The sequence below is a fragment of the Frateuria sp. genome (assembly GCF_035943815.1).
Classification (GTDB): domain Bacteria; phylum Pseudomonadota; class Gammaproteobacteria; order Xanthomonadales; family Rhodanobacteraceae; genus Frateuria_A.
In genome coordinates this window covers 138,565-159,823 of record NZ_DASZBU010000006.1, presented here as the reverse complement: position 1 = coordinate 159,823, position 21,259 = coordinate 138,565, and the positions used below count along the sequence as shown (strand labels likewise).

The window sequence follows — 21,259 nt, the reverse complement described above, 5'->3', positions numbered from 1 at the left end:
CAATCGGCATCCCGCTGACTACCACCGCCGACCAACGGCACCCAAGACCCTAACGGAGACATTCCCATGGTCATGAGCGTTCTCACCAACATCATGTCGCTCAATGCGCAGCAGAACCTGTCCACGACGCAGAGCAAGCTGGCCACCGCCATCCAACGCCTGTCCTCGGGCATGCGCATCAACAGCGCGAAGGACGATGCCGCCGGTCTGGCCATCGCCACCCGGTTCACCACCCAGATCAACGGCCTGAACCAGGCCGTGCGCAACGCCAACGACGGCATTTCGCTGGCGCAGACCACCGAGTCGGCGCTGAACGAAGTGACCAACAACATGCAGCGCATCCGCGAGCTGGCGGTGCAGTCCGCCAACGCGACCAACTCCGACAGCGACCGCGCCGCGCTCGACGCCGAAGTGCAGCAGCGCCTGGCGGAAATCACCCGTATCGCCAGCCAGACCAGCTTCAACGGCCGCCACGTGCTCGATGGCACCTTTGGCCAGGCTGCATTCCAGGTCGGCGCCAACGTCGGCGAGACCATCTCGGTGAACCTGAGCCAGGGTTCGCGCGCCGACCAGTTGGGCCAGATCGCCACCTCCACCAGCGGTGCGGTCACCGGCAACGCGCTGACCAACGGCGGCGTCACCATCGCCGTGGGCAGCGGTGCGGCCGTTTCCATCGGGGCATCCACCGCCGGCGGCGGCGCCGGCCAGACCGCCAGCAGCGCCTTTGCCAAGGCCGCCGCGATCAATGCGTCGGGCGTGGCTGGCCTGACCGCGACCGCCTCCAACAGCGTGACCGGCGCCTTCACCAGCACCGGCGGCGCCGCAGGCAACACCTATACGCTGAGCATCAATGGCGTCAGCATCTACAATGGCACGGACACCAGCGGCGCCGCGCTCACCGGCAGTGCCGTAGCCGCACAGGTCAACCTGTACTCGACCCAGACCGGCGTGTCCGCCAGCTTCACCGGCGGCAACCTGACCTTCTCCACCTCCGATGGCCGCGACATCAACATTGCCCAGACCCTGGGCGGCGGCGCCACTGGCGGCGTTGCCGCAGGCGTCGTGAAGAACAACCAGGGCACCGTGACCTTGAGTGCGGCGGACAACATCACCATGACCGGCGCCTACGCCGACCTTGGGTTCGCCTCCAACACCATCACCAAGGACACCAACACGCTGGCGTCCACCAGCGTCAAGACGGTGGCCGGCGCCAACGACACGATGAACCGTATCGACGCCGCGCTCGCCACGATCAGCTCGATGCGCAGCAACCTGGGCGCCGTGCAGAACCGCTTCCAGTCCACCATCGCCAACCTGCAGACGATCTCGCAGAACCTGGATGCCTCGCGCAGCCAGATCCAGGACGCCGATTTCGCTGCCGAGACGGCGAACATGTCCAGCGCGAACATCCTGCAACAGGCGGGTGTCTCGGTTCTGGCCCAGGCCAACTCCAGCACGCAGAGCGTCCTGAAGCTGCTCCAGTAACAGTGCGGTATCGGGCGGCCATGGCGACATGGCCGCCCTCTTCATTGAGGGTTTGCGACCATGGCTGTCACCGTCGGCTCCACCAGTACTCCAACTTCGGGCATCCTCACCGCCGCGGGCGTCGGATCAGGATTGGACGTAAACGGCCTGGTCAGCCAACTCGTCGCCGCGAAGCGGGCGCCCCAGCAGAGCGCCATCGACAATCAAAAGGCGTCTGCGCAGACCCAGTTGTCCGCACTGGGCCAGGTGACGGCGGCGCTTTCGGCGCTGCAATCGTCGTTGTCGTCGCTCAATGACGGCAGCGCGTTCACGGTGCGCAAGACGAGCGTGGGCGACAGCACGCTGCTGAGCGCCAGCGCGAGCAGCACGGCGACCACCGGCAACTATTCAGTCAACGTGACGCAGCTGGCCACGGCACTGAAAGCTTCGTCGGCAGCCTTTGCGAGCGATACCACGAACGTCGGCACCGGCACGCTCACCATCAGCGTGGGCAGCCAGCAGATGAGCCTGTCGATCGACAGCACGAACTCCTCGCTCGCTTCGATTCGCGACGCGATCAACAACGCCAGCAACAATCCCGGCGTCAGCGCCACGATAGTGACGGGAACCGACGGTGCGCACCTGAGCATCAGCAGCACCCAGACCGGCACGGCTAACGTTTTCAAAGTGACCAGCAGCGGTGGCGACGGTGGCTTGGCTGCGCTGAACTACGATCCGAATGCGACCACGGGAAACAAGCTGAGCGTCGTTACCGCCGCAAAAGACGCCACCTACACCATCGATGGCCTGGCAGGCAGCAGTTCGCAGAACACGGTCACCACCGCGATCGACGGCGTGACACTGAATCTCACCGCGGTCGGCACGACGACGGTCACCGTTGCCAACGACGCCAGCGCCGCTACCACGGCCATCGGCAACTTCGTCAACACATACAACAGTTTCGTGGGGATATATAACAACCTCACCCAGTACGACCCCACCAGCGGCACGGCCGGCGCCCTGATCGGCGACGCCACGCTCAACGGCATCCAGAGCACGTTTTCCAAGATCGTCGGCGGTGCCGTCAACGGCAACACGCTCGCTTCGGTGGGCATATCGCTGCAGGTCGATGGCACCCTTCAGCTCGACAGCGGCAAGCTGGCTACCGCCATGAGCGGCGGGGGCGGCACGGTCAAGGCTTTCTTCAGCGGCACCGGCGGTTTCGCCGCCCAGTTCAGCACGCCGCTGGATGGATGGATCGGCAGCAGCGGCATCCTCGGCACGCGAACCAGCAACATCAACCAGCAACTGAGCGACCTGGCCAACCAGCAAACCGCACTGGACGACAGCATGGCTGCGCTCACGGCGCGCTACCAGGCGCAGTTCAACGCCTTGGATGCCATGTTGGCCAAGCTCAACAGCACCAGCAGCTACCTAACCCAACAGTTCGACGCGCTCAACGGCTCGAGCAAGAAGTAACGGAGAACGCCATGGCATTCGGACAGGGCGCCATCGCCTACCAGCAGATCCGCTCGCACGGCGGCGTGGAGTCGGCCGACCCGCATGGCCTGATCACGCTGCTCATGGACGGTGCCCTGGAGCGCCTGATCACCGCGCGCGGCCACATGCAGCGCGGCGAGATCGCCGCCAAGGGCGAGGTGATCGGCCGCTGCATCGACATCATCGGCGGCTTGCGCGATTCGCTGGATCCCGCGGTGGAGACCCCGCTCGTCGGCCAGCTCGACGCCCTGTACGACTACATGAGCCGGCGCCTGCTGCACGCCAACCTGCGCAACGACGTCGCCGCGCTGGACGAGGTGAGCGCGCTGCTGCAGAAGATCCGCACCAGCTGGGTACAGGTGCCGATGGAGGCGCGCCGCGCCGCCGGCGCCGCCGCATGAGCACGCCGGAGCCGCTGGCCCTGGCCATGGCGCTGACACGCGCCATGCTCGAGGCCGCGCGCGCGGGCGACTGGGAGCAAGTCCTCGCGCTGGAAGATCAACGCCATCCGCTGGTGAAGCAACCCCTGGCAGGGGATGAAGACGGTGTGCGCCAGCTCGGCGAACTGCTTACGCTCGACCGCGAACTGCAGGCCCTGGTGGTCCAGGCGCGCGACGCGGCGGCCAGGCGGTGGCAGGCCGCGCACGACGGCGTCCGCGCCGTCGCCGCCTATGGTGGTTGACCCCCTCCGGGACTGAGAGCAATGGTCGTCCCGCGGCGAACCCCAACATCAGCGGCCTGGGCCCGGTGCTTGCATACTCACGGGCCACGAAACTACCCGCCGGAAACCCGTCATGACCGCCAGTGCCTGGAACGAGTTCGAGCAGCGGCTTGCCTGCGAGGGCAGCTGGCATGCCGACAGCCAGGCGCTTGCCTGGCCGGTACCTGAAGCGCTGTCCCAGCGCCTGGCCGAGCGCAATGCGGCCGCGCTCGCCACCGTCTCCGCGCTGGAGGAGCGCCGCGCCGACAATGCCGACGACGACGATCCGGTGATGCAGGAACTCATGCGGCTGGACGCCAAGCTCAACGCCTTGATCGACATGGTCAGCCGCGTATCGCTGTCCGCCGACGCATTGCCGCCGCGCCAGGTGCTCAGCTTCAACGCGATCGGCGCCGTGGTGCCCGATGCCCTGGCAAGCGTGGGGGAGGAGCTGCTGCTGCGCCTGCGCTTCGATGCATGCCCCAGCGTGCCGCTGGAACTGCCCGCGCGCGTCGACCGCCGGCTCGGTGACGGCCGCACCTTTATCGCCTTCCGGGGACTGGGCGATGGCGTCGCTGCGTCACTCGAACGTTTCGTGTTTCGTCACCACCGACGCAAAGTGGCAGGTGCGCGCCAGGCCAACGCATGAGTCCGCTTTGGGCCATGTGAGTTGGTCCGCGTCTGGCACGTGAAGAACTTCACACTTTCGCAGGCTCACGCGTCGTCCGTTTGACGATCGACGACGCGGCGGTGTCACGCAAGGTCACTCGCCGACGGACCCATGGCGCCGGCAAACCGTCGCCGTTGCCGCATCCGCGCATCACGGCGCGTCGACATTTCCTTCACAGGTGACGCATTAGGGCCATCCGCGCGTCCGCGGACAGTGCGGACACGTGCCTGCGCTGGCCTTCTTCTTGCTCCTTCCTCCACGCAGCCGACGACGGAAAGCCGGCATAGAGCATCGCGAACACTGCGGGACGGTCGGCGGTTCGTCGGATTGGGTGTCCAAGGGGAGGCAATTAAATGAGCAAGGTCGATTTCCTGGTGATCGAATCGAACGAGGCGCGGGCCGAGTCCATTCTGTCTGCGTTGCACTTCCTCGGTTACCACCCGCAGCGGGGCGAAAGCTGCATCGCTGCGGACGAATCGACCCAGGCCTGGCGCGCCGTCTACGTGGGCACGATCGCCGACACGACCGAAGCGGAGCGCCAGTTCGCGCTGCTGGGCGATGCCGCCGGCCATGTGCCGGTGCTGCTGGCCAGCGATTCGGCCTGGGCCACGCGCCTGACGGCCGCCAGCTCGCCGTTCGCTTCCCGCATCGGCATGGTGGAGTTCCCGCTGCGCTACGAGCAGCTGGCCGAAGTGATGCGCAGCCTGTATGCGCGGCTGCTTGGCGGCCGCCGCGGCGAACTGCGCTTCGTCGGCGAATCCGGGCCGATGCGCCGCGTCAATGCGCTGATCCGCCAGGTGGCGCCGTTCGACTCCAGCGTGCTGGTGCTTGGTGAATCGGGCACCGGCAAGGAGATGGTCGCGCGCACCATCCACGAGTGTTCGCCCCGCCGCGACAAGCCGTTCGTAGCGATCAACTGCGGTGCGATCCCCGCCGAACTTCTGGAAAGCGAGCTGTTCGGCCACGAGAAAGGCGCCTTCACCGGCGCGATCAGCGCGCGCAAGGGCCGCTTCGAGCTGGCCGAGGGCGGCACGCTGTTCCTGGACGAGATCGGCGACATGAGCCTGACCATGCAGGTCAAGCTGCTGCGCGTGCTGCAGGAACGCGTGTTCGAGCGCGTCGGCGGCACCAAGAGCCAGCGCTGCGACGTGCGCATCATCGCCGCCACCCACCGCAACCTCGATCAGGCGATCGCCAACGGCCAGTTCCGCGAGGACCTGTTCTATCGCCTGTCCGTGTTCCCGCTGGAGATGCCAGCGCTGCGCGAGCACCTGGACGATCTGCCGGTGCTGATCACCGAATTCAACCAGCGCTTGGCGCGCCGTGGCCTGTCCAGCGTGCGCTTCTCCGCCGGCGCTCTCAATGCGCTGCACCAGTACGCCTGGCCGGGCAACGTGCGCGAGCTGTGCAACCTGGTCGAGCGCCTGGCCATCCTCTACCCGCACGGCGAGATCCGCGGCAGCGACCTGCCGGAGAAATACCGTGGCCGCCAGGCCATGGAGGAGGTGCCGGGCGTTTCGCTGCTGGCGCTGATGGAAGGCGCCGCCGCGCCCGCGCTGATGGACGCCGCCGCCAACGCCGGCGACGCCACCCTGCTGCCCGAGGGCGGCATCGACCTGAAGGATCACCTGGCCGACATCGAGGTGGGCCTCATCCGCCAGGCGCTCGACGTCACCGGTGGCGTGGTCGCGCATGCCGCCAAGCTGCTGCGCATGCAGCGCACCACGCTGGTGGAGAAGCTGCGCAAGTACGGACTGCAGAACAGCCTGGCGGCTTGACGCGTGTTTGCCCTCCCCGGCGCAGTCGGGGGAGAGGGCTGGGGAGAGGGGGGCTTGGCTTTATGCCCAAGCAAAACCCAAACCCAAATGCCTCCCCCTCACCCGACCCTCTCCCCCGGCGGAGAGGGCTAGAGGAGCTCTGGCACAGCTCGTGCAGTCATACCAACCAAAGCCGCCACGCGCCGGAATCCCGACATGAGCACCATCGACGTCAACAACTTGCTCGCCCAGATGCGCCAGCTTTCCGCCCAGGTGCGTCCGGCGGAAACGGCACTGAAGGCCGCGCCTGCCGCCACGGCGGATTTCGGCGCGCTGCTGAAGCAATCGATCGCGAACGTGGGCGACAGCCAGCAGCACGCCGGTCAGATGGCCGCCAGCTTCGAGCGTGGCGATGCGGGCGCGGACCTGGGACGCACGATGGTGGCGATCCAGAAGGCCGATCTCTCGTTGCGCGCGATGACCGAAGTGCGCAACAAGCTGGTCGATGCCTACAAGGACATCATGAACATGCCGGTCTGACGACGACCGGCCTTGAGAGGCCGCGCGTTCCTTCTTCAGCTTTACGGATGACCCTTCCTCATGGCCGACAACGCCATCGCGACCACCACCGACAGTCCCGCCAATCGCTTCGACCTCAGGCAGCTCGCGCGCAGCCCCGCTTCGCGCCAGTTGCTGCTGCTGGTCGGCATGGCCGCGGCCGTGGCGCTGGGCGTGGCGGTGGTGCTGTGGTCGCGCGGCCCCAACTGGGGTCTGCTCTACGCAGGCCTGGGCCAGCAGGACGCCGCCGCCATCACGCAGGCGCTGCAATCGACCAACACACCCTACAAGCTGGGCGACGACGGCGGCTCGATCATGGTGCCGGCATCGGACCTGGCGGCCACCCGTCTGCGCCTGGCCGGGCAGGGGCTGCCGCAGGGCACCGCCGCCAGCGGTGCGGTGCCGCAGGCCGAATCGCCTTTCGGCATGAGCGACCTGGCCGAGCGCACGCGCTATCAGCAGGCGCTGGAGGCGGACCTGGGCAACACCATCGGCAGCCTGCAGGGCGTGCGCTCGGCGCGCGTGCACCTGGCGATGGCCAAGCCTTCGGCCTTCATCCGCGACGACCGCCAGGCCAGCGCCTCGGTGCTGGTCACGCTCTATCCCGGCCGGCAACTGGATGCGAGCCAGGTGGCGGCGATCGTGCACCTGGTCGCCGCCTCGGTGCCTGACCTCGATCCGCGTCGGGTCTCGGTGGTCGACCAGCAGGGCCAGCTCTTGACCGGCACCGACCCGGACAGCGCCGCCGCGGTGGGCGACAGCCGCCTGCGCCTGGCTACGCGGATGGAGAACACCTACGCCCAGCGCGTCGAGCAACTGCTCACGCCGCTGGTAGGCCCGGGCAAGGTGCATGCGCAGGTGTTCGTCGACCTGGATTTCAGCCAGACCGAAAAGGCCACCGAGACCTTCGACCACGACCATCCGGCCCTGCGCAGCGAGCAGACCAGCAGCGAGCGCCGCGGCAACGGCGGTCCCGCTGACGGCGGCGTGCCCGGCGCGCTCAGCAACCAGCCGCCGGTGATGGCGGCGCAGCCGACCGCCGCCAACCCGAATGCCGGCGGCAAGCCCGCCGCGCCCGCCGCCGCCACGGCGCAGGCCGACAACGGCGACAGTTCCTCCAGCGCCACGCGCAACTACGAGCTGGACCGCACCATCAGCCACACCAGCGACCCGGCCGGCCGCCTGGCACGGCTGACCGTGGCCGTGGTGGTCGACAACAAGAGCGTGGCCGGCCCCAAGGGCGGCACCAGCACGCCGTTCACCGCGCAGGAACTGGCCCATCTGACCGACCTGACCAAGAACGCGGTGGGCTTCAGTGCCACGCGCGGCGACAGCGTCAGCGTGGTCAACCAGGCCTTCCAGCAGGCGCCCTCGGCCGACGCGCCCGAGCAGCAGCCGTTCTGGCAGCGCCCCGGCATGCTGGACCTGATCAAGCAGGCGATCGGCGTGCTGATCGCGCTCGTCGTCGCCTTCGGCCTGCTGCGCCCCTTGCTCAAGGGTCTGCTGCGCGGCGCGCCGCAACCGGCGCTGGCCGCGGCCGGCCGCGTGCCTACGGTTTCCGTGCGCGTGGCCGATGACGGGGAAGACGAGCGCAGCCGGCTCGCTGCACCGACACAGGTCATCGGCTATGAACAGAAAGTGGGGCTGGCCCGGCGCATGGTCAGCGACGACCCCAGGCAGGTCGCCCAGGTGGTCCGCAATTGGGTTGGCGAGGATGGCGGCTAAGCGTCGATGAAACAGGAAACCCACATCACTGGCGCCCAGCGCGCCGCTATCCTGCTGCTCACGCTGGGGGAGCAGGATGCCGCCGAGGTGCTCAAGCACCTGTCCGCGCGCGACGTGCAGGCCGTGGGCCAGGCCATGGCCGTGCTCACTTCCGTTTCGCGCGAGCAGGTCGACCAGGTGCTCACCAGGCTGCATGACGACATGGGCCGGCAAACCGCGCTCGGCGTCGGCACCGAGGAATACATCCGCAAGATCCTCACCAACGCGCTGGGCGAGACCAAGGCCGGCAGCCTGATCGACCGCATCCTGCTGGGCCGCTCCAGCAAGGGGCTCGAATCGCTCAAGTGGATGGAAGGGCGCGCCATCGCCGAGATGATCGGCCAGGAGCACCCGCAGATCATCGCGCTGGTGCTGGCGCACCTGGAGCACGACCAGGCGGCCGAGGTGCTCGGCTACCTGCCGGCGCGCACGCGCTCGGACGCGATCATGCGCATCGCCACACTCGACGGCGTGCAGCCGCACGCGCTGAACGAGCTCGATGAGATCATGGAGCGCCAGTTCTCCGGCAACACCAACAAACTCAAGTCGGCCAGCGTCGGCGGCCTGAAGGCCGCGGCGAACATCCTCAACGCCATGGAAACCAGCCGCGAGGCCGAGCTCATGGCCGCCATCCGCAGCCACGACCCGGGCCTGGGCAGCAAGATCGAGGACCTGATGTTCGTCTTCGACGATCTGGTGGAGCTCGACGACCGCTCGATGCAGGCGCTGCTGCGCGAAGTGCCCTCGCCGCGCCTGATCGTGGCGCTCAAGGGCGCCGAGCCTTCGATCCGCGAAAAAATGTTCGCCAACATGTCCAAGCGCGCAGCCGACATGCTGCGCGACGACCTGGAAGTGGCCGGTCCCGTGCGCGTGTCCGAGGTGGATGCGGCGCAGAAGGAGATCCTCGGCATCGCCCGGCGCCTGGCCGACGCCGGCCAGATCAACCTCGGCGGCTCGGATGACCTGGTCTGATGAGCGCCGTGCTCAACCGCGACGCCGTCGCCGGATACCAGCGCTGGGAACCACCGCAGATGGGCCAACCGCCGCCGCCCGAGCCGGCCGAGGCCCCCGCCCATCCCACCGTCAGCGACCTGGAAGCGCTCGAACGCCAGGCACATGAGGAAGGCCATGCCGCCGGTTTGGCCCAGGGCCTGGCCGAGGCGCGCGCGCAGGGCCGCGAGCAGGTGGCACGGCTGGAGTCGATCTTCACCCAGGCCGCACGCCCGCTCGATGCCCTGGACACGGCGGTGGAGCAGGAGCTGACGCAGCTCGCCATGCTGGTCGCACGCCGCGTGATCGCGCACGAGCTGGCTGCGCGCCCGGAGCTCGTCCTCCAGGCCGTGCGCCAGGCCGCCGCCGCGCTGCCCTCCGCCACCCGCGAGCTGCGCGTTCGGCTGCACCCGGACGACCTGGCGCTGATGCGCGAATTGGATGCGGCCGAAGCCCACTGGCAGTTGGTCGCCGACCCTGCGCTCGCGCGCGGCGACTGTCTGCTCGAAAACGGACGCTCGCGCCTGGACGCCCGCGTGGAAACGCGCCTGGCCGCGATGGTCGACGCGGTGCTGGGCGACGAGGCAGAGCCGTGAATCCGGTGCTAGCCGGACCCTGCTCCCTCTCCTCCGGCGCAGCCGGGGGAGAGGGCTGGGGAGAGGGGGAGTCACTCGCAGCAGGCTTCCCCGCGAGCCCCGCCCCTCACCCCAACCCTCTCCCCGAAAGGGAGAGGGCCCCGGATCGCGCGAGCTTGCACCTTTGCTCCGACTTTCGCAGCCCCGACCGGAAGGACAAAAAGGCTCCTGCTCGCAGCGGCAGAGCCAGCCCATGACCCGCGCTGCCTGGACCAAACAACTGGCTCGCCGCCGCCAGCGCGCCGAGGCCGCGCACACGCTCTTCGTCGAAGGCCGCCTGCGCCGCGTGGTCGGCCTCACCCTCGAGGCCGAGGGCTGTGAAGCCGCGCTCGGCGCGCGCTGCCTGGTGGACACCGCCGACGGCAGCCAGCTCGACACCGAGGTGGTCGGCTTCGCCGACGAGCGCCTGCTGCTGATGCCGGTCGGCGATATGCACGGCGTACTGCCCAACGCGCGCGTGCGCCCGCTCGCCCATGCCGGCGGCCTGCCGGTGGGTGCCGGCCTGCTCGGACGCGTGATCGGTGCCGACGGCGTGCCGCTGGACGGGCGAGGCCCGCTGGACACCGGCGAGCACGCCGCGCTCAAGGCCGAGCCGATCAACCCGATGGAGCGCAAGCCCATCGACACTCCGCTGGATACCGGCGTGCGCGCGATCAACGCGCTGCTCACCGTGGGCCGCGGCCAGCGACTGGGCCTGTTCGCCGGCTCCGGCGTGGGCAAGTCCACGCTGCTTGGCATGATGACCAAGTACACCGACGCCGACGTGGTGGTGGTCGGCCTGATCGGCGAACGCGGCCGCGAGGTGAAGGAGTTCGTCGAGCACACCCTGGGCGTGGAGGGGCGTCGCCGCGCGGTGATCGTCGCCGCGCCGGCCGACGCGCCGCCGCTCAAGCGCCTGCGCGGCGCGCAGTACGCCACCGCCATCGCCGAATGGTTCCGCGACCGTGGCCAGCGCGTGCTGCTGCTGATGGACTCGCTAACCCGGTACGCCCAGGCCCAGCGCGAGATCGCCCTGGCCATCGGCGAGCCGCCGGCGACCAAAGGTTACCCGCCGTCGGTGTTCACCATGCTGCCCGCGCTGGTCGAGCGCGCCGGCAACGACGCCGATGGCGTGGGCTCGATCACCGCGTTCTACACCGTGCTGACCGAGGGCGACGACTACCGCCATGACCCGATCGCCGACGCCGCGCGCGCCATCCTGGACGGCCACATCGTGCTCACGCGCGACCTGGCCGAGGCCGGCCACTATCCGGCGATCGACATCGAGGCCTCGATCAGTCGCGTGATGCCGGCGGTGACCGAACGCGAGCACCAGCGCGCCGCGCAGCGCTTCCGCCAGGTCTATTCGGCCTACCGCCAGCAGCGCGACCTGATCGCGGTGGGCGCCTACCAGAAGGGCTCGGACCCGCAGGTCGACCAGGCCATCGTCATGTGGCCCAAGTTGCGCGCGTTCCTGCAACAGGAAGTGGACGAACCGATGGACCTCGCCGACGGCATCGCCGCTCTGAACGCCATAGCCGCCGAGGCGGCACAATGAACAAGCGTGCCGATCGCCTGCAGCCTGCCGCCGACCACGCCAAGCAGCGCAGCGAAGATGCCGTGCTCAGGCTCGCCGAGCAGCAGCAGCGCTTGGCCAAGGCCGAGCGCCAGCTTGCCGAGCTGCGCGGCTATCGCCAGGATTACGCCACGCCGCCGAGCGTCGGCGGTTTGACGGCCACCGCACTGATGAACCGCCAGCAATTCGTCGAACGCATCGACCGCGCCATCGCCCAGCAGGTGCTGGAGATCGAGCGCCAGCGGCGGCTGCTGGATCAGGCGCGCACGCAATGGCGAGATGCGCATGCCCGCGAAGCCGCGCTGGACAACGTGATCGACCGCTACCGCGAGCAGGACCGCAAGGCCGAGGAGCGGCACGAGCAGAACCAGATCGACGAGCGCATGCAGTACCGGCGGCCTGCTCGGTGAGCATGCACGCGCTTGGCGTGAAGTTTGCTGCTCCCCGCCTGATGCCTGTTGCCTGACGCTACCCCGAGGAAGTGCCCATGAGCGCGACTACCGTCGCAGTGAACCCCGTCGCCACGCCGCCGCCGGCGCGCCCGGCCGCCGACCAGGCGTCCTCCGCCGGTGATCACCGCTTCGACCGCCACCTGGATGCCGCACGCCAGCAGCAGGGCGACTCGCGGGACACCTCCGCGCACGACGACCACCACGAGGCGCAGGCCAAGCCCGCGTCGGAGGCCGCCGCGGCAAACAAGCCGCAGGCCGAGGCACCCGCCAAGGAACCCGTCAACCCCGATGCCGCCGCGTTGGCGGCCGCCATGCTCGCGCTGATCGGCCAGGCAGCGCCGGCCAAGCCGCTGGCCCAGGCCACCGCCGCGACGCACGTGCAGGCCAAGGCGGTCACCGGCGCCCAGGCGCGTGCCACGCCGGCCGCGCTGGTGCTGCTGGCCGGTGCCGCGGCCGCCGCCGAGGCCGCGGCCGCCAAGCCGGCCGTCGGCGTGGATACCGGCGCGCTCGCGCCGATGCTGGCCAAGCCCGCGGAGCAGAAGGATGCATCGGTGGATGCCGTCCAGCTGGCAGGCCTGGCGAACACACCACTGGCCACCCCCGACAACACTTCCGTCGCGGCCGCGCCCGCGCACAGCCTCGACATCGCCAGCCCGGTCGGTACGCCGGCCTTCAACCAGGAACTGGGCCAGCAGATCGCCTGGCTGGGTTCGCAGGACGTCAAGCAGGCCCGCATCCGCCTGCACCCGGAGGATCTGGGCGCGCTCGACGTCAAGGTCAGCATCAACCACGACCGCGTCGACGTGAGCTTCGCCGTACAACACCCGGCGGCCGTCCATGCACTGCAGCAGACGCTGCCGCAACTGGACTCGCTGCTCGCCCACCACGGACTGGCACTGGGCCAGGCCGACGTGGGGCAGCGCCAGCAGCAGGGCGAAGGCGCCCGCGGCGGTGAAGCGGGCAGTGCCCGTGGCGATACGGACATCGAGCCGGCTGCCGTCGTCAGCACGCCGGTCGCTGCGCTGGGGATGCTCGACACGTTCGCGTGACCGGCTCGCCCTAGAGCCAAGGGCTCCCCCTCTCCCCAACCCTCTCCCCCGGCTGCGCCGGGGGAGAGGGAGCTTGTGTCTCGCAGCGGTCCAGGGCGAGGAGAGCGTTTGCGTCACTCTCCCCGGCTGCGCCGGGGTCGGGACGAGGCGGGCTTTTGCCCCCTCTCCCCCGGCGCAGCCGGGGGAGAGGGGGAGGCCTTCAGGCGTAGCCATCACACGCGGCCACCCATCCCATCCTCCACCGCCGACATCCAGACACCTGCCGTGATCGCGACGCGCCTGCGCTCCGTCGCGCGTCAAGAAAGCGCCGCGCCGGCCGCAAACCTAGCCAGGCCAGGGCCTCCGGTCGTGGCATGCGGATTGCTACATGGACTTGGCAGGCAGCGCCCCGGCGTTGCGAAAAACAAAAAAAGGATTCGAGGTAAGGCATGGCAATGACGGAAGACGAAGTGGCGGTAGCCGTGGCTTCGGCCAAGAAGCGCCGCTCCCCGCTGGTGATCGGCCTGGTGGTGGCGCTGCTGGCGCTGTCTGGCGTGGGCGCCTACGCGCTGACCGCCATGCGCGGGCACGACAAGAGCGCCGCCGCGGCCGACAAGGACGGCGGCGACGCCAAGCCGGCCAAGCCGCAGCCGGAACTCTTTCTGCCGCTCGATCCCGCCTTCGTGGTCAATTTCCGTGACGACGATGCCATGCGTTACCTGCAGGTCGGCGTGACCCTGATGGCACACGACCAGGCCGCGCTGGACACCGTCAAGAGCGTCGACCCGGTCGTGCGCAACGCCCTCATCATGCTGTTCAGCCGCCAGGACTACACCATCCTCAGCGACCCCGCCGGCAAGCAGAAGCTGCAGGCCGACGCGCTGGCGGCGGTGCGCAAGATCGTCGAGGCGCGCACCGGCAAGCCCGGCATCGACGCGCTGTACTTCACCAGCTTCGTGATGCAGTGAGGCCACCGCACCCATGAGCGATCTTCTTTCCCAGGACGAAATCGACGCGCTGCTCGACGGCGTGGAGGGCGGTTCGGTCGCCACCGGCGAGGACGAGCCGCTGCCGGCCGATGCCGTGCAGTCCTACGACTTCACCCAGCAGGACCGCATCGTGCGCGGCCGCCTGCCCACGCTGGAGATGGTCAACGACCGCTTCGCGCGCTTCTTCCGCCTGGGCGTGTTCAACGTGCTGCGCAAGAGCTGCGAGGTGTCGGTGCTCGGCGTGAAGATGGTCAAGTTCGCCGAATACGTGCACAGCCTGGCGGTGCCGAGCAACTTGAACCTGGTGAAGATCAAGCCGCTGCGCGGCACCGCGCTGGTGGTGTTCGAGCCGCGGCTGGTGTTCACCGTGATCGACAACTTCTTCGGCGGCGACGGCCGCTTCCACGCCCGCATCGAGGGCCGCGATTTCAGCGCTATCGAGAACCGCGTGATCCAGATCATGCTGAGCGAGCTGTTCGGCGCCATGACCGAGGCGTGGAACCCGGTGCTGCCGCTGGAGTTCGAATACCTGAACTCCGAGATCAACCCGCAGTTCGCGAATATCGTCAGCCCGACGGAAACCGTGGTCGTTTCGCGCTTCCACGTCGAGCTCGACGGCGGCGGGGGCGAGATCCACCTTACCCTGCCCTACGCGATGGTCGAGCCGATCCGCACGCTGCTCGACGCCGGCGTGCAGAGCGACCTTGCCGACCGCGACGACCGCTTCACCGAGCACCTGCACGAGGAGGTGCTCGACGCCGAGGTCGAACTGAGTTCGTTGCTGCTCGAGGCGCAACTTTCCATCGGCGATTTCCTCGGCCTGCGCCCCGGCGACGTGATCCCGGTGACCCTGCCCGAGATGTGCACGGTCTTCGCCGAGGACGTGCCGGTGTTCCGCGGCCGCTTCGGCCAGGCCAACGGCCACACGGCGATCCAGTTCCAGGCCCATGTCGGCCGCCGCGAGATGCGCGCGTCCGGCGAGTTCACAGAGAAGAAAAGCGCATGATTTCCAACGACGCCGCGGTCGTGGACCGCATCGAATCCGACGCCCTGAACGGCTTTGCCGTCGAGGGCGGCGACGTCAACCTGGACATGATCCTCGACGTGCCGGTGACCCTGGCCATGGAGGTCGGCCGCACCCGCATCAGCATCCGCAACCTGCTGCAATTGAACCAAGGCTCGGTGGTGGAGCTGGACCGCGCCGCCGGCGAGCCGCTGGACGTGTTCGTCAACGGCACCCTGGTCGCGCACGGCGAGGTGGTGGTGATCAACGAGAAGTTCGGCATCCGCCTGACCGACGTGGTCAGCCCGGCCGAGCGCGTGCGCAAGCTGCGTTGACCGGATGCTCGTGTTGATCTTTGCCGCGCCGGCTGCCGCGCCCGACATCAACGTCGGCGGGGAGTTGTTGCGTGTGCTCCTGAGTCTGGCCGCGGTGATCGCGCTGATCTTCGTGGCCGGCTGGATGAGCCGCCGCCTGCAGGCGCGCAGCCTGCCGGGTGGCCGGCGCATCCGCTGCGTGGAATCGATGGCGGTGGGTGCCCGCGAACGCGTGCTGCTGATCGATGCCGACGGCAAGCGCCTGCTGGTCGGCGTGGGGCAGGGCGGCATGCGCACCCTGCACGTGTACGAGGGCGCGGCACCGGCTGACGCCAGCCCGCCGGCTCCGCTGCCGGCAGCTCCCAACTTCGCGCAACTGTTGTCGCGCTGGAAAGGCAAGTCGTGAAAGTGCAGGTTGTGAAAGTGATGTCGATCCGCGGCGCGCGCTGGTGGTTCGCGCTCGCGCTGATGCTGTTGCCGCTGGTCACCTTCGCCGCGCCCCAGACCGCCCCGCCTGCTCCGGCGCCGCTGTCGATGCCGGCGAGCCCAGCCAGCCCGGCGGGTGCCGGCATTCCCGTGCTGACCGTGCACGACGCGCCGGGCGGCGCGAAGAACTGGACGCTGTCGCTGCAGCTCCTGGGCCTGATGACGGTCCTCACGCTGCTGCCGGCGATCCTGCTGATGATGACTTCGTTCACGCGGATCATCATCGTGCTGGGTTTCCTGCGACAGGCGCTCGGGACGCAGTCGACGCCGCCCAACCAGGTGCTGCTGGGCCTGGCACTGTTCCTCACGATGTTCATCATGGGCCCGGTGTTCAACAAGGCCTACGGCGACGGCGTCAAGCCGTACATGGACGGCCAGATGACCGCCGAGCAGGCGCTGCCGGCCGCCAGTGCGCCGTTCAAGCGCTTCATGCTCGATCAGACCCGTGACGCCGACCTGCAGCTGTTCACCCGGCTGGCCAGGGAGAAGCCCTACGCGAGCAAGGACGACGTGCCCTTCCGCGTGGCGATGCCCGCGTTCCTGACCTCGGAGCTCAAGACCGCGTTCCAGATGGGCTTCCTGTTGTTCATCCCGTTCCTGATCATCGATCTCGTCGTGGCGAGCGTGCTGATGTCGATGGGCATGATGATGGTTTCGCCGATGATCATCTCGCTGCCCTTCAAGATCATGCTGTTCGTGCTGGTGGACGGCTGGACGCTGCTGATCGGCACGCTGGCGGGGAGCTTCTACACATGAGCGCCAAACGCGCCTCAGCCCTCCAACTTCCTCGCCCCCGGCGGCTGCCGGGGGAGAGGGTCGGGGAGAGGGGGAAGCCTTTCGCTCTGGCTTTCGGATCTTTCTGCCGCCCGTCGGTACCCGAGTCGCTTTCTCTTGCTTCCTGCGTCCGCTTTTTCGACGTGCAGGAAATCGACGGCAAGGGCCTCCCCCTCTCCCCAGCCCTCTCCCCCGGCGTGGCCGGGGGAGAGGGAGCGGGCCGCGCCGGCTTGTAGCTCTTCCGATTCCCCATTCCCGGCTCCAATCCATGACTCCTGAATCCGTCATCGCCTTCGGCCAGCACGCCCTTTACGTGGCGATCCTGGTCTCCGCGCCGCTGCTGCTCACAGCGCTGACCGTGGGCCTGCTGATCGGCGTGATCCAGGCGGCCACGCAGATCAACGAGATGACCCTCTCGTTCATCCCCAAGCTGATCGCGATGGCGGTGGTGGCGCTGGTCACCGGGCCGTGGATGCTGCGCACGCTGGTGCAGTTCACGCGGCAGCTCATCGAGGGGCTGCCCGGTGCCGTCAAGTAGCGGGGCCGCGTGATGGGCGGTGGCGTGGCAGCGGTCGACCTCGTCCAGATCGAGCAATGGCTGGGCGGCCTGCTGTGGGCGATGGGCCGGGTCGGCGGACTGTGCCTGGTCGCGCCGGTGCTGGGTGCGCCGATGATTCCCGCACGCATCCGCGTCGGCCTGGTGCTGATGCTGACCCTGGTGCTGGCGCCGCTCGCGCCGGCGGCGATGGATCCGCTGAGCGCGGCCGGCATCGCGACGATGCTGAGCCAGATCCTGCTCGGCGCCGCGGTCGGCTTCGTACTCAAGCTGGTGTTCGAGGCGGTGGCCTTCGGCGGCGAGCTGGTGGGGCAGGGCATGAGCCTAGGCTTTGCCGAGATCGTCAATCCGGCCGGCGGCGGCAGCACGCCGGTGCTCAGCCAGTTCTATACCGTGCTGGTGACGCTCCTGTTCCTGGCGCTCAACGGGCACCTGCGGCTGATCGAGCTGCTCGCCGGCAGCTTCCAGACCTTGCCGCCCGGGCCGTTGGCGATCAACGCCGATGGCCTGCATGCGGTGGTGATGTTCGGCGCGCACCTGTTCGCCGGTGCGGTGCGCGTGGCACTGCCGGCGGTCACTGCGTTGCTGGTGGTCAACATCGGCTTTGCCGCAATCAGCCGCGCGGCGCCGTCGATGAACCTGTTCGCGGTGGGTTTCCCGATCACCCTCTGCCTGGGCTCGATCGCCTTGTGGCTGGGCCTGCGCGCGCTGCCCGGGGCGTTCGAGACCCTGCAGGACAGCGCCTGGTCGCTGATGCACGAACTGGTGGGGGGCTGACCATTCCATGGCCGAGAACGACGACCAGGAACGCACCGAACAACCATCCGAAAAACGCCTCAGGGAGGCGCGCGAAAAAGGCGACGTCCCGCGATCGCGCGATCTCTCCGGCGCACTGGTGGTGCTGGCCGGCGTCTCGGCGCTGCTCTCGGGCAGCGAACGGGCGATGGATCACGCACGCATCATCTACCGGCTGGGCCTTTCCTACAGCCGCGAGGCATTGTTTTCCGATGCGCTGCCGGGCCGCGTGCTGGGAATGGCGGTGCACGAGGCGCTGTTGCTGTTCGCGCCGGTGGCGCTGGCCACGCTGCTGGCCGTGTTCGCGGGCCCCATGCTGCTCGGCGGCATCAGCTTCAGCGGCCAGGCGCTGCTGCCGAAGTTCGAGCGGCTGAACCCGGTGCAGGGACTCGGCCGCATCTTCGCCATGCGCGGGCTGGTGGAGCTGGGCAAGACGCTGCTCAAGCTGCTCTTCATCGGCGCGGCGCTGGCGCTGCTGCTCAAGCATTCGGTGGACGAGCTGCAGGCGCTGGGCCGTGCCGACGTGGCCCTGGGCGTGGCGCGCGCGATGTCGCTGCTGGGACGCTCGGCTCTGCTGTTCGGCGCGTTGCTGGCGCTGATCGGCGGCGCGGATGCCCTTTACCAGAAGTTCGACCACGTCAAGCGCCTGCGCATGACCCGCCAGGAACTGAAGGACGAGGCCAAGGAGACCGAGGGCAACCCCGAGCTCAAGGGCCGCATCCGCCAGGTGCAGTTCGAGATGTCGCGCCGGCGCATGATGCAGGAACTGCCCAAGGCCGACGTGGTGGTGACCAACCCCACCCACTTCGCCGTGGCGCTCAAGTACGACGAGAACGGCGCCGGCGCGCCGCGCGTGATCGCCAAGGGCGTGGACGTGCTGGCCCAGCAGATCCGCCTGGTCGCCGGCGGCCACCGCATCCCGACGGTCGAGGCTCCGCCGCTGGCACGCGCCTTGTATGCCACCACCTCGCTGGGCCGGGAAATCCCGGTTTCGCTGTACGTGGCGGTGGCGCAGGTGCTGGCCTACGTCTACCAGCTGAAGCAGGCGACGGCGCGCGGCGACGAGCCGCCGCCGGCGCCAAGGCCCGAGGTCGATCCGGACCTGATGGGCCCATACAAGCTCTAAGAGGAAGCGCAGATGGCCGCCGCAGGCGCAATGGAAAGTCTCAAGCAGCTCGGGCGCCGCGGCGTCGGCGCGCCGGTGGTGATGCTGGCGATGCTGGCGATGGTCATGCTGCCGTTGCCGCCGTTCCTGCTGGACATGTTGTTCAGCTTCAACATCGCGCTGTCGCTCGTCATTTTGTTGGCGGTGATCTACGTCATGCGGCCGCTGGAATTCGCCGCTTTTCCGACGGTCGTGCTGATGGCGACGCTTTTGCGTCTCGCCCTGAACATCGCCTCGACCCGCGTGGTGCTGCTGCACGGCCATGACGGCCCGGCGGCGGCCGGCAAGGTGATCGAGGCCTTCGGCGAGTTCGTGATCGGCGGCAATTTCGCGGTCGGCCTGGTGGTGTTCGCGATCCTGACCATCATCAACTTCGTGGTGGTCACCAAGGGCGCCACCCGCGTGTCGGAAGTGACCGCCCGCTTTACCCTGGACGCGATGCCCGGCAAGCAGATGGCCATCGACGCCGACCTCAACGCCGGCCTGCTGACCCAGGAACAGGCCCGCGAGCGCCGCCAGGAAGTGCGCGAGGAAGCGGACTTCTACGGCTCGATGGACGGTGCCTCCAAGTTCGTCCGCGGCGACGCCACCGCCGGCATCCTGATCCTGTTCATCAACATCATCGGCGGTTTCTTCGTCGGCATGCTGCAGCACGGCCTGGGCGCCGGCGAGGCGGCCAGGACCTACACCCTGCTGACCATCGGCGACGGCCTGGTCGCGCAGGTGCCGGCACTGATGCTCTCGATCTCGACGGCGGTGATCGTCACCCGCGTGTCCAAGTCGCAGGACATGGGCAAGCAGGTGATCGGCCAGGTGTTCGGCCAGCCGCGCGCGCTGGCGGTGGCCGGCGCGGTGCTGGGTGTGATGGGCCTGATCCCCGGCATGCCGAACCTGGCTTTCCTGCTGCTGGGCGGTTGCTGCGGCGGTGCGGCCTACCTGATGATCAAGCGCGAGCGCGAGACGCGCGAGAAGCTGGCCGAGGCCGTCGCCGAGCCGGCCGCCGCAGCGGCGGTGCCGGCCGAGCGCATGGAACTGGGCTGGGACGACGTCGCCAGCGTCGATCCGCTCGGCCTGGAAGTGGGCTACCGGCTGATCCCGCTGGTGGATACCCACCAGGGTGGCGAGCTGATGGGCCGGATCAAGTCGGTGCGGCGCAAGCTCTCGCAGGAATTCGGCTTCCTCGTCCCGGCGGTGCACATCCGCGACAACCTCGACTTAGGTCCCAACACCTACCGCATCACCCTGATGGGCGTGCCGATGGGCGAGGCCGAGGTGCACAGCGAGCGCCTGCTGGCGATCAACCCCGGTCGCGTGCACGGCCCGCTGCAGGGCATCCAGACCAAGGATCCGGCGTTCGGCCTCGAAGCGGTGTGGATCGAACAGGGCCAGCGCGACATGGCGCAGAGCCTTGGCTACACCGTCGTCGATCCGGCCACCGTGGTGGCCACGCACCTGTCGCACATCCTGCAGACCCATGCGCACGAGCTGATCAGCCACCAGGACGTGCAGCAGCTGCTGGACCGCCTGGCGCAGACGGCGCCCAAGCTGGTCGAGGACCTGGTGCCCAAGCGGCTTTCGCTGGGCGTGGTGGTCAAGGTGCTGCAGAACCTGCTGGCCGAGCGGGTGCCGATCCGCAACATGCGCAGCATCGTCGAATCCTTGGCGGAGAACGCGGGGCAGAGTCAGGATCCCGGCATGCTCACCGCCGCCGTGCGCGTGGCGCTGGGCCGACAGATCGTGCAGGAGATCACCGGGTTGGGCACCGAGGTCCCGGTCATCACGCTGGCGCCGGAGCTGGAGCAGATCCTGATGAACTCGCTCTCCGGCGGCGGCGTGGCCGGCGCGGCGGTGGAGCCGGGTCTGGCCGACCGCCTGCAGCAGAGCGTCGCCGACGCGGCGCGCCGCCAGGAAATGGGCGGCGAGCCGGCCGTGCTGCTGGTGCCGCCGCAGCTGCGGCCGTGGCTCGCGCGCTTCACCCGCCACGTGGCACAGAACCTGCACGTACTGGCCTACAACGAGGTTCCTGACAACCGCAGGGTGCGGCTGGTGCAGGCGCTGGGACGTTAAAGGCCGGGAGACGGGCATCGTGGTTCGCAACTCGTAC

The 21,259-nt window shown here is 68.7% G+C and carries 22 protein-coding genes; all 22 read left to right on the top strand.

Annotated elements, in window-relative coordinates; genetic code table 11:
- Positions 1-66: 66 nt before the first annotated feature.
- The 22 genes from VGU65_RS04260 to flhA all read left to right on the top strand — a co-directional run bounded on the left by VGU65_RS04260 (position 67) and on the right by flhA (position 21,222).
- Positions 67-1,485 carry a flagellin N-terminal helical domain-containing protein gene (locus VGU65_RS04260; RefSeq protein WP_327473170.1) on the top strand — a complete coding sequence of 473 codons (1,419 nt, stop codon included), beginning with the start codon at positions 67-69 and terminating at the stop codon, positions 1,483-1,485.
- Between the two features lie 60 nt (positions 1,486-1,545).
- A complete protein-coding gene (fliD, locus tag VGU65_RS04255; RefSeq protein ID WP_327473169.1) occupies positions 1,546-2,943 on the top strand; it encodes a flagellar filament capping protein FliD in 1,398 nt (465 codons plus the stop codon).
- An 11-nt stretch (positions 2,944-2,954) separates the two neighbouring features.
- Entirely contained in the window at positions 2,955-3,365 is a 411-nt protein-coding gene (fliS, locus tag VGU65_RS04250) for a flagellar export chaperone FliS (RefSeq protein ID WP_327473167.1), read from the top strand.
- Positions 3,362-3,646, top strand: a complete 285-nt coding sequence (gene fliT / locus VGU65_RS04245) for a flagellar protein FliT (protein ID WP_327473165.1) — start codon at positions 3,362-3,364, stop codon at positions 3,644-3,646. Before fliS ends, fliT begins: the two co-directional genes overlap by 4 nt.
- 112 nt (positions 3,647-3,758) lie before the next feature.
- A complete protein-coding gene (locus VGU65_RS04240; RefSeq protein WP_327473163.1) occupies positions 3,759-4,313 on the top strand; it encodes a PilZ domain-containing protein in 555 nt (184 codons plus the stop codon).
- A gap of 374 nt (positions 4,314-4,687) precedes the next feature.
- Entirely contained in the window at positions 4,688-6,112 is a 1,425-nt protein-coding gene (locus VGU65_RS04235; RefSeq protein WP_327473161.1) for a sigma-54 dependent transcriptional regulator, read from the top strand.
- Positions 6,113-6,307: 195 nt separating this feature from the next.
- A complete protein-coding gene (gene fliE, locus VGU65_RS04230; RefSeq protein ID WP_327473159.1) occupies positions 6,308-6,631 on the top strand; it encodes a flagellar hook-basal body complex protein FliE in 324 nt (107 codons plus the stop codon).
- Between the two features lie 60 nt (positions 6,632-6,691).
- A complete protein-coding gene (fliF, locus tag VGU65_RS04225; protein WP_327473157.1) occupies positions 6,692-8,374 on the top strand; it encodes a flagellar basal-body MS-ring/collar protein FliF in 1,683 nt (560 codons plus the stop codon).
- Positions 8,375-8,380: 6 nt separating this feature from the next.
- A complete protein-coding gene (gene fliG / locus VGU65_RS04220) occupies positions 8,381-9,385 on the top strand; it encodes a flagellar motor switch protein FliG (protein WP_327473155.1) in 1,005 nt (334 codons plus the stop codon).
- The gene (locus tag VGU65_RS04215; RefSeq protein WP_327473153.1) at positions 9,385-9,999 is read left to right on the top strand and encodes a flagellar assembly protein FliH; all 615 of its coding nucleotides are present in this window, start codon (positions 9,385-9,387) and stop codon (positions 9,997-9,999) included. The genes fliG and VGU65_RS04215 overlap by 1 nt, the downstream gene beginning before the upstream one ends.
- A 232-nt stretch (positions 10,000-10,231) precedes the next feature.
- Positions 10,232-11,575, top strand: coding sequence for a flagellar protein export ATPase FliI (fliI, locus tag VGU65_RS04210; RefSeq protein ID WP_327473151.1), 1,344 nt, complete (start codon positions 10,232-10,234; stop codon positions 11,573-11,575).
- Entirely contained in the window at positions 11,572-12,003 is a 432-nt protein-coding gene (gene fliJ / locus VGU65_RS04205) for a flagellar export protein FliJ (RefSeq protein WP_327473150.1), read from the top strand. The genes fliI and fliJ overlap by 4 nt, the downstream gene beginning before the upstream one ends.
- Positions 12,004-12,080: 77 nt before the next feature.
- The gene (locus VGU65_RS04200) at positions 12,081-13,094 is read left to right on the top strand and encodes a flagellar hook-length control protein FliK (protein ID WP_327473149.1); all 1,014 of its coding nucleotides are present in this window, start codon (positions 12,081-12,083) and stop codon (positions 13,092-13,094) included.
- A gap of 428 nt (positions 13,095-13,522) precedes the next feature.
- A complete protein-coding gene (locus tag VGU65_RS04195) occupies positions 13,523-14,041 on the top strand; it encodes a flagellar basal body-associated FliL family protein (RefSeq protein WP_327473148.1) in 519 nt (172 codons plus the stop codon).
- Between the two features lie 13 nt (positions 14,042-14,054).
- Positions 14,055-15,068, top strand: a complete 1,014-nt coding sequence (gene fliM, locus VGU65_RS04190) for a flagellar motor switch protein FliM (protein WP_327473147.1) — start codon at positions 14,055-14,057, stop codon at positions 15,066-15,068.
- Entirely contained in the window at positions 15,065-15,400 is a 336-nt protein-coding gene (fliN, locus tag VGU65_RS04185) for a flagellar motor switch protein FliN (protein ID WP_327473145.1), read from the top strand. The genes fliM and fliN overlap by 4 nt, the downstream gene beginning before the upstream one ends.
- A gap of 4 nt (positions 15,401-15,404) precedes the next feature.
- Positions 15,405-15,785 carry a flagellar biosynthetic protein FliO gene (fliO, locus tag VGU65_RS04180; RefSeq protein ID WP_327473143.1) on the top strand — a complete coding sequence of 127 codons (381 nt, stop codon included), beginning with the start codon at positions 15,405-15,407 and terminating at the stop codon, positions 15,783-15,785.
- A 20-nt stretch (positions 15,786-15,805) separates the two neighbouring features.
- The gene (gene fliP / locus VGU65_RS04175) at positions 15,806-16,621 is read left to right on the top strand and encodes a flagellar type III secretion system pore protein FliP (RefSeq protein WP_327473270.1); all 816 of its coding nucleotides are present in this window, start codon (positions 15,806-15,808) and stop codon (positions 16,619-16,621) included.
- 286 nt (positions 16,622-16,907) lie between these two features.
- Positions 16,908-17,177: a flagellar biosynthesis protein FliQ gene (gene fliQ / locus VGU65_RS04170; protein WP_327473141.1), complete on the top strand. Its 270-nt coding sequence runs from the start codon at positions 16,908-16,910 to the stop codon at positions 17,175-17,177.
- Between the two features lie 24 nt (positions 17,178-17,201).
- Complete coding sequence (gene fliR, locus VGU65_RS04165) at positions 17,202-17,972, top strand: flagellar biosynthetic protein FliR (RefSeq protein WP_327473139.1); 771 nt, start codon at positions 17,202-17,204, stop codon at positions 17,970-17,972.
- Between the two features lie 7 nt (positions 17,973-17,979).
- On the top strand, positions 17,980-19,116 hold the full coding sequence (gene flhB / locus VGU65_RS04160; RefSeq protein WP_327473137.1) for a flagellar biosynthesis protein FlhB: 1,137 nt from the start codon (positions 17,980-17,982) through the stop codon (positions 19,114-19,116).
- A 12-nt stretch (positions 19,117-19,128) separates the two neighbouring features.
- Positions 19,129-21,222: a flagellar biosynthesis protein FlhA gene (flhA, locus tag VGU65_RS04155; protein WP_327473135.1), complete on the top strand. Its 2,094-nt coding sequence runs from the start codon at positions 19,129-19,131 to the stop codon at positions 21,220-21,222.
- Positions 21,223-21,259: the final 37 nt, after the last annotated feature.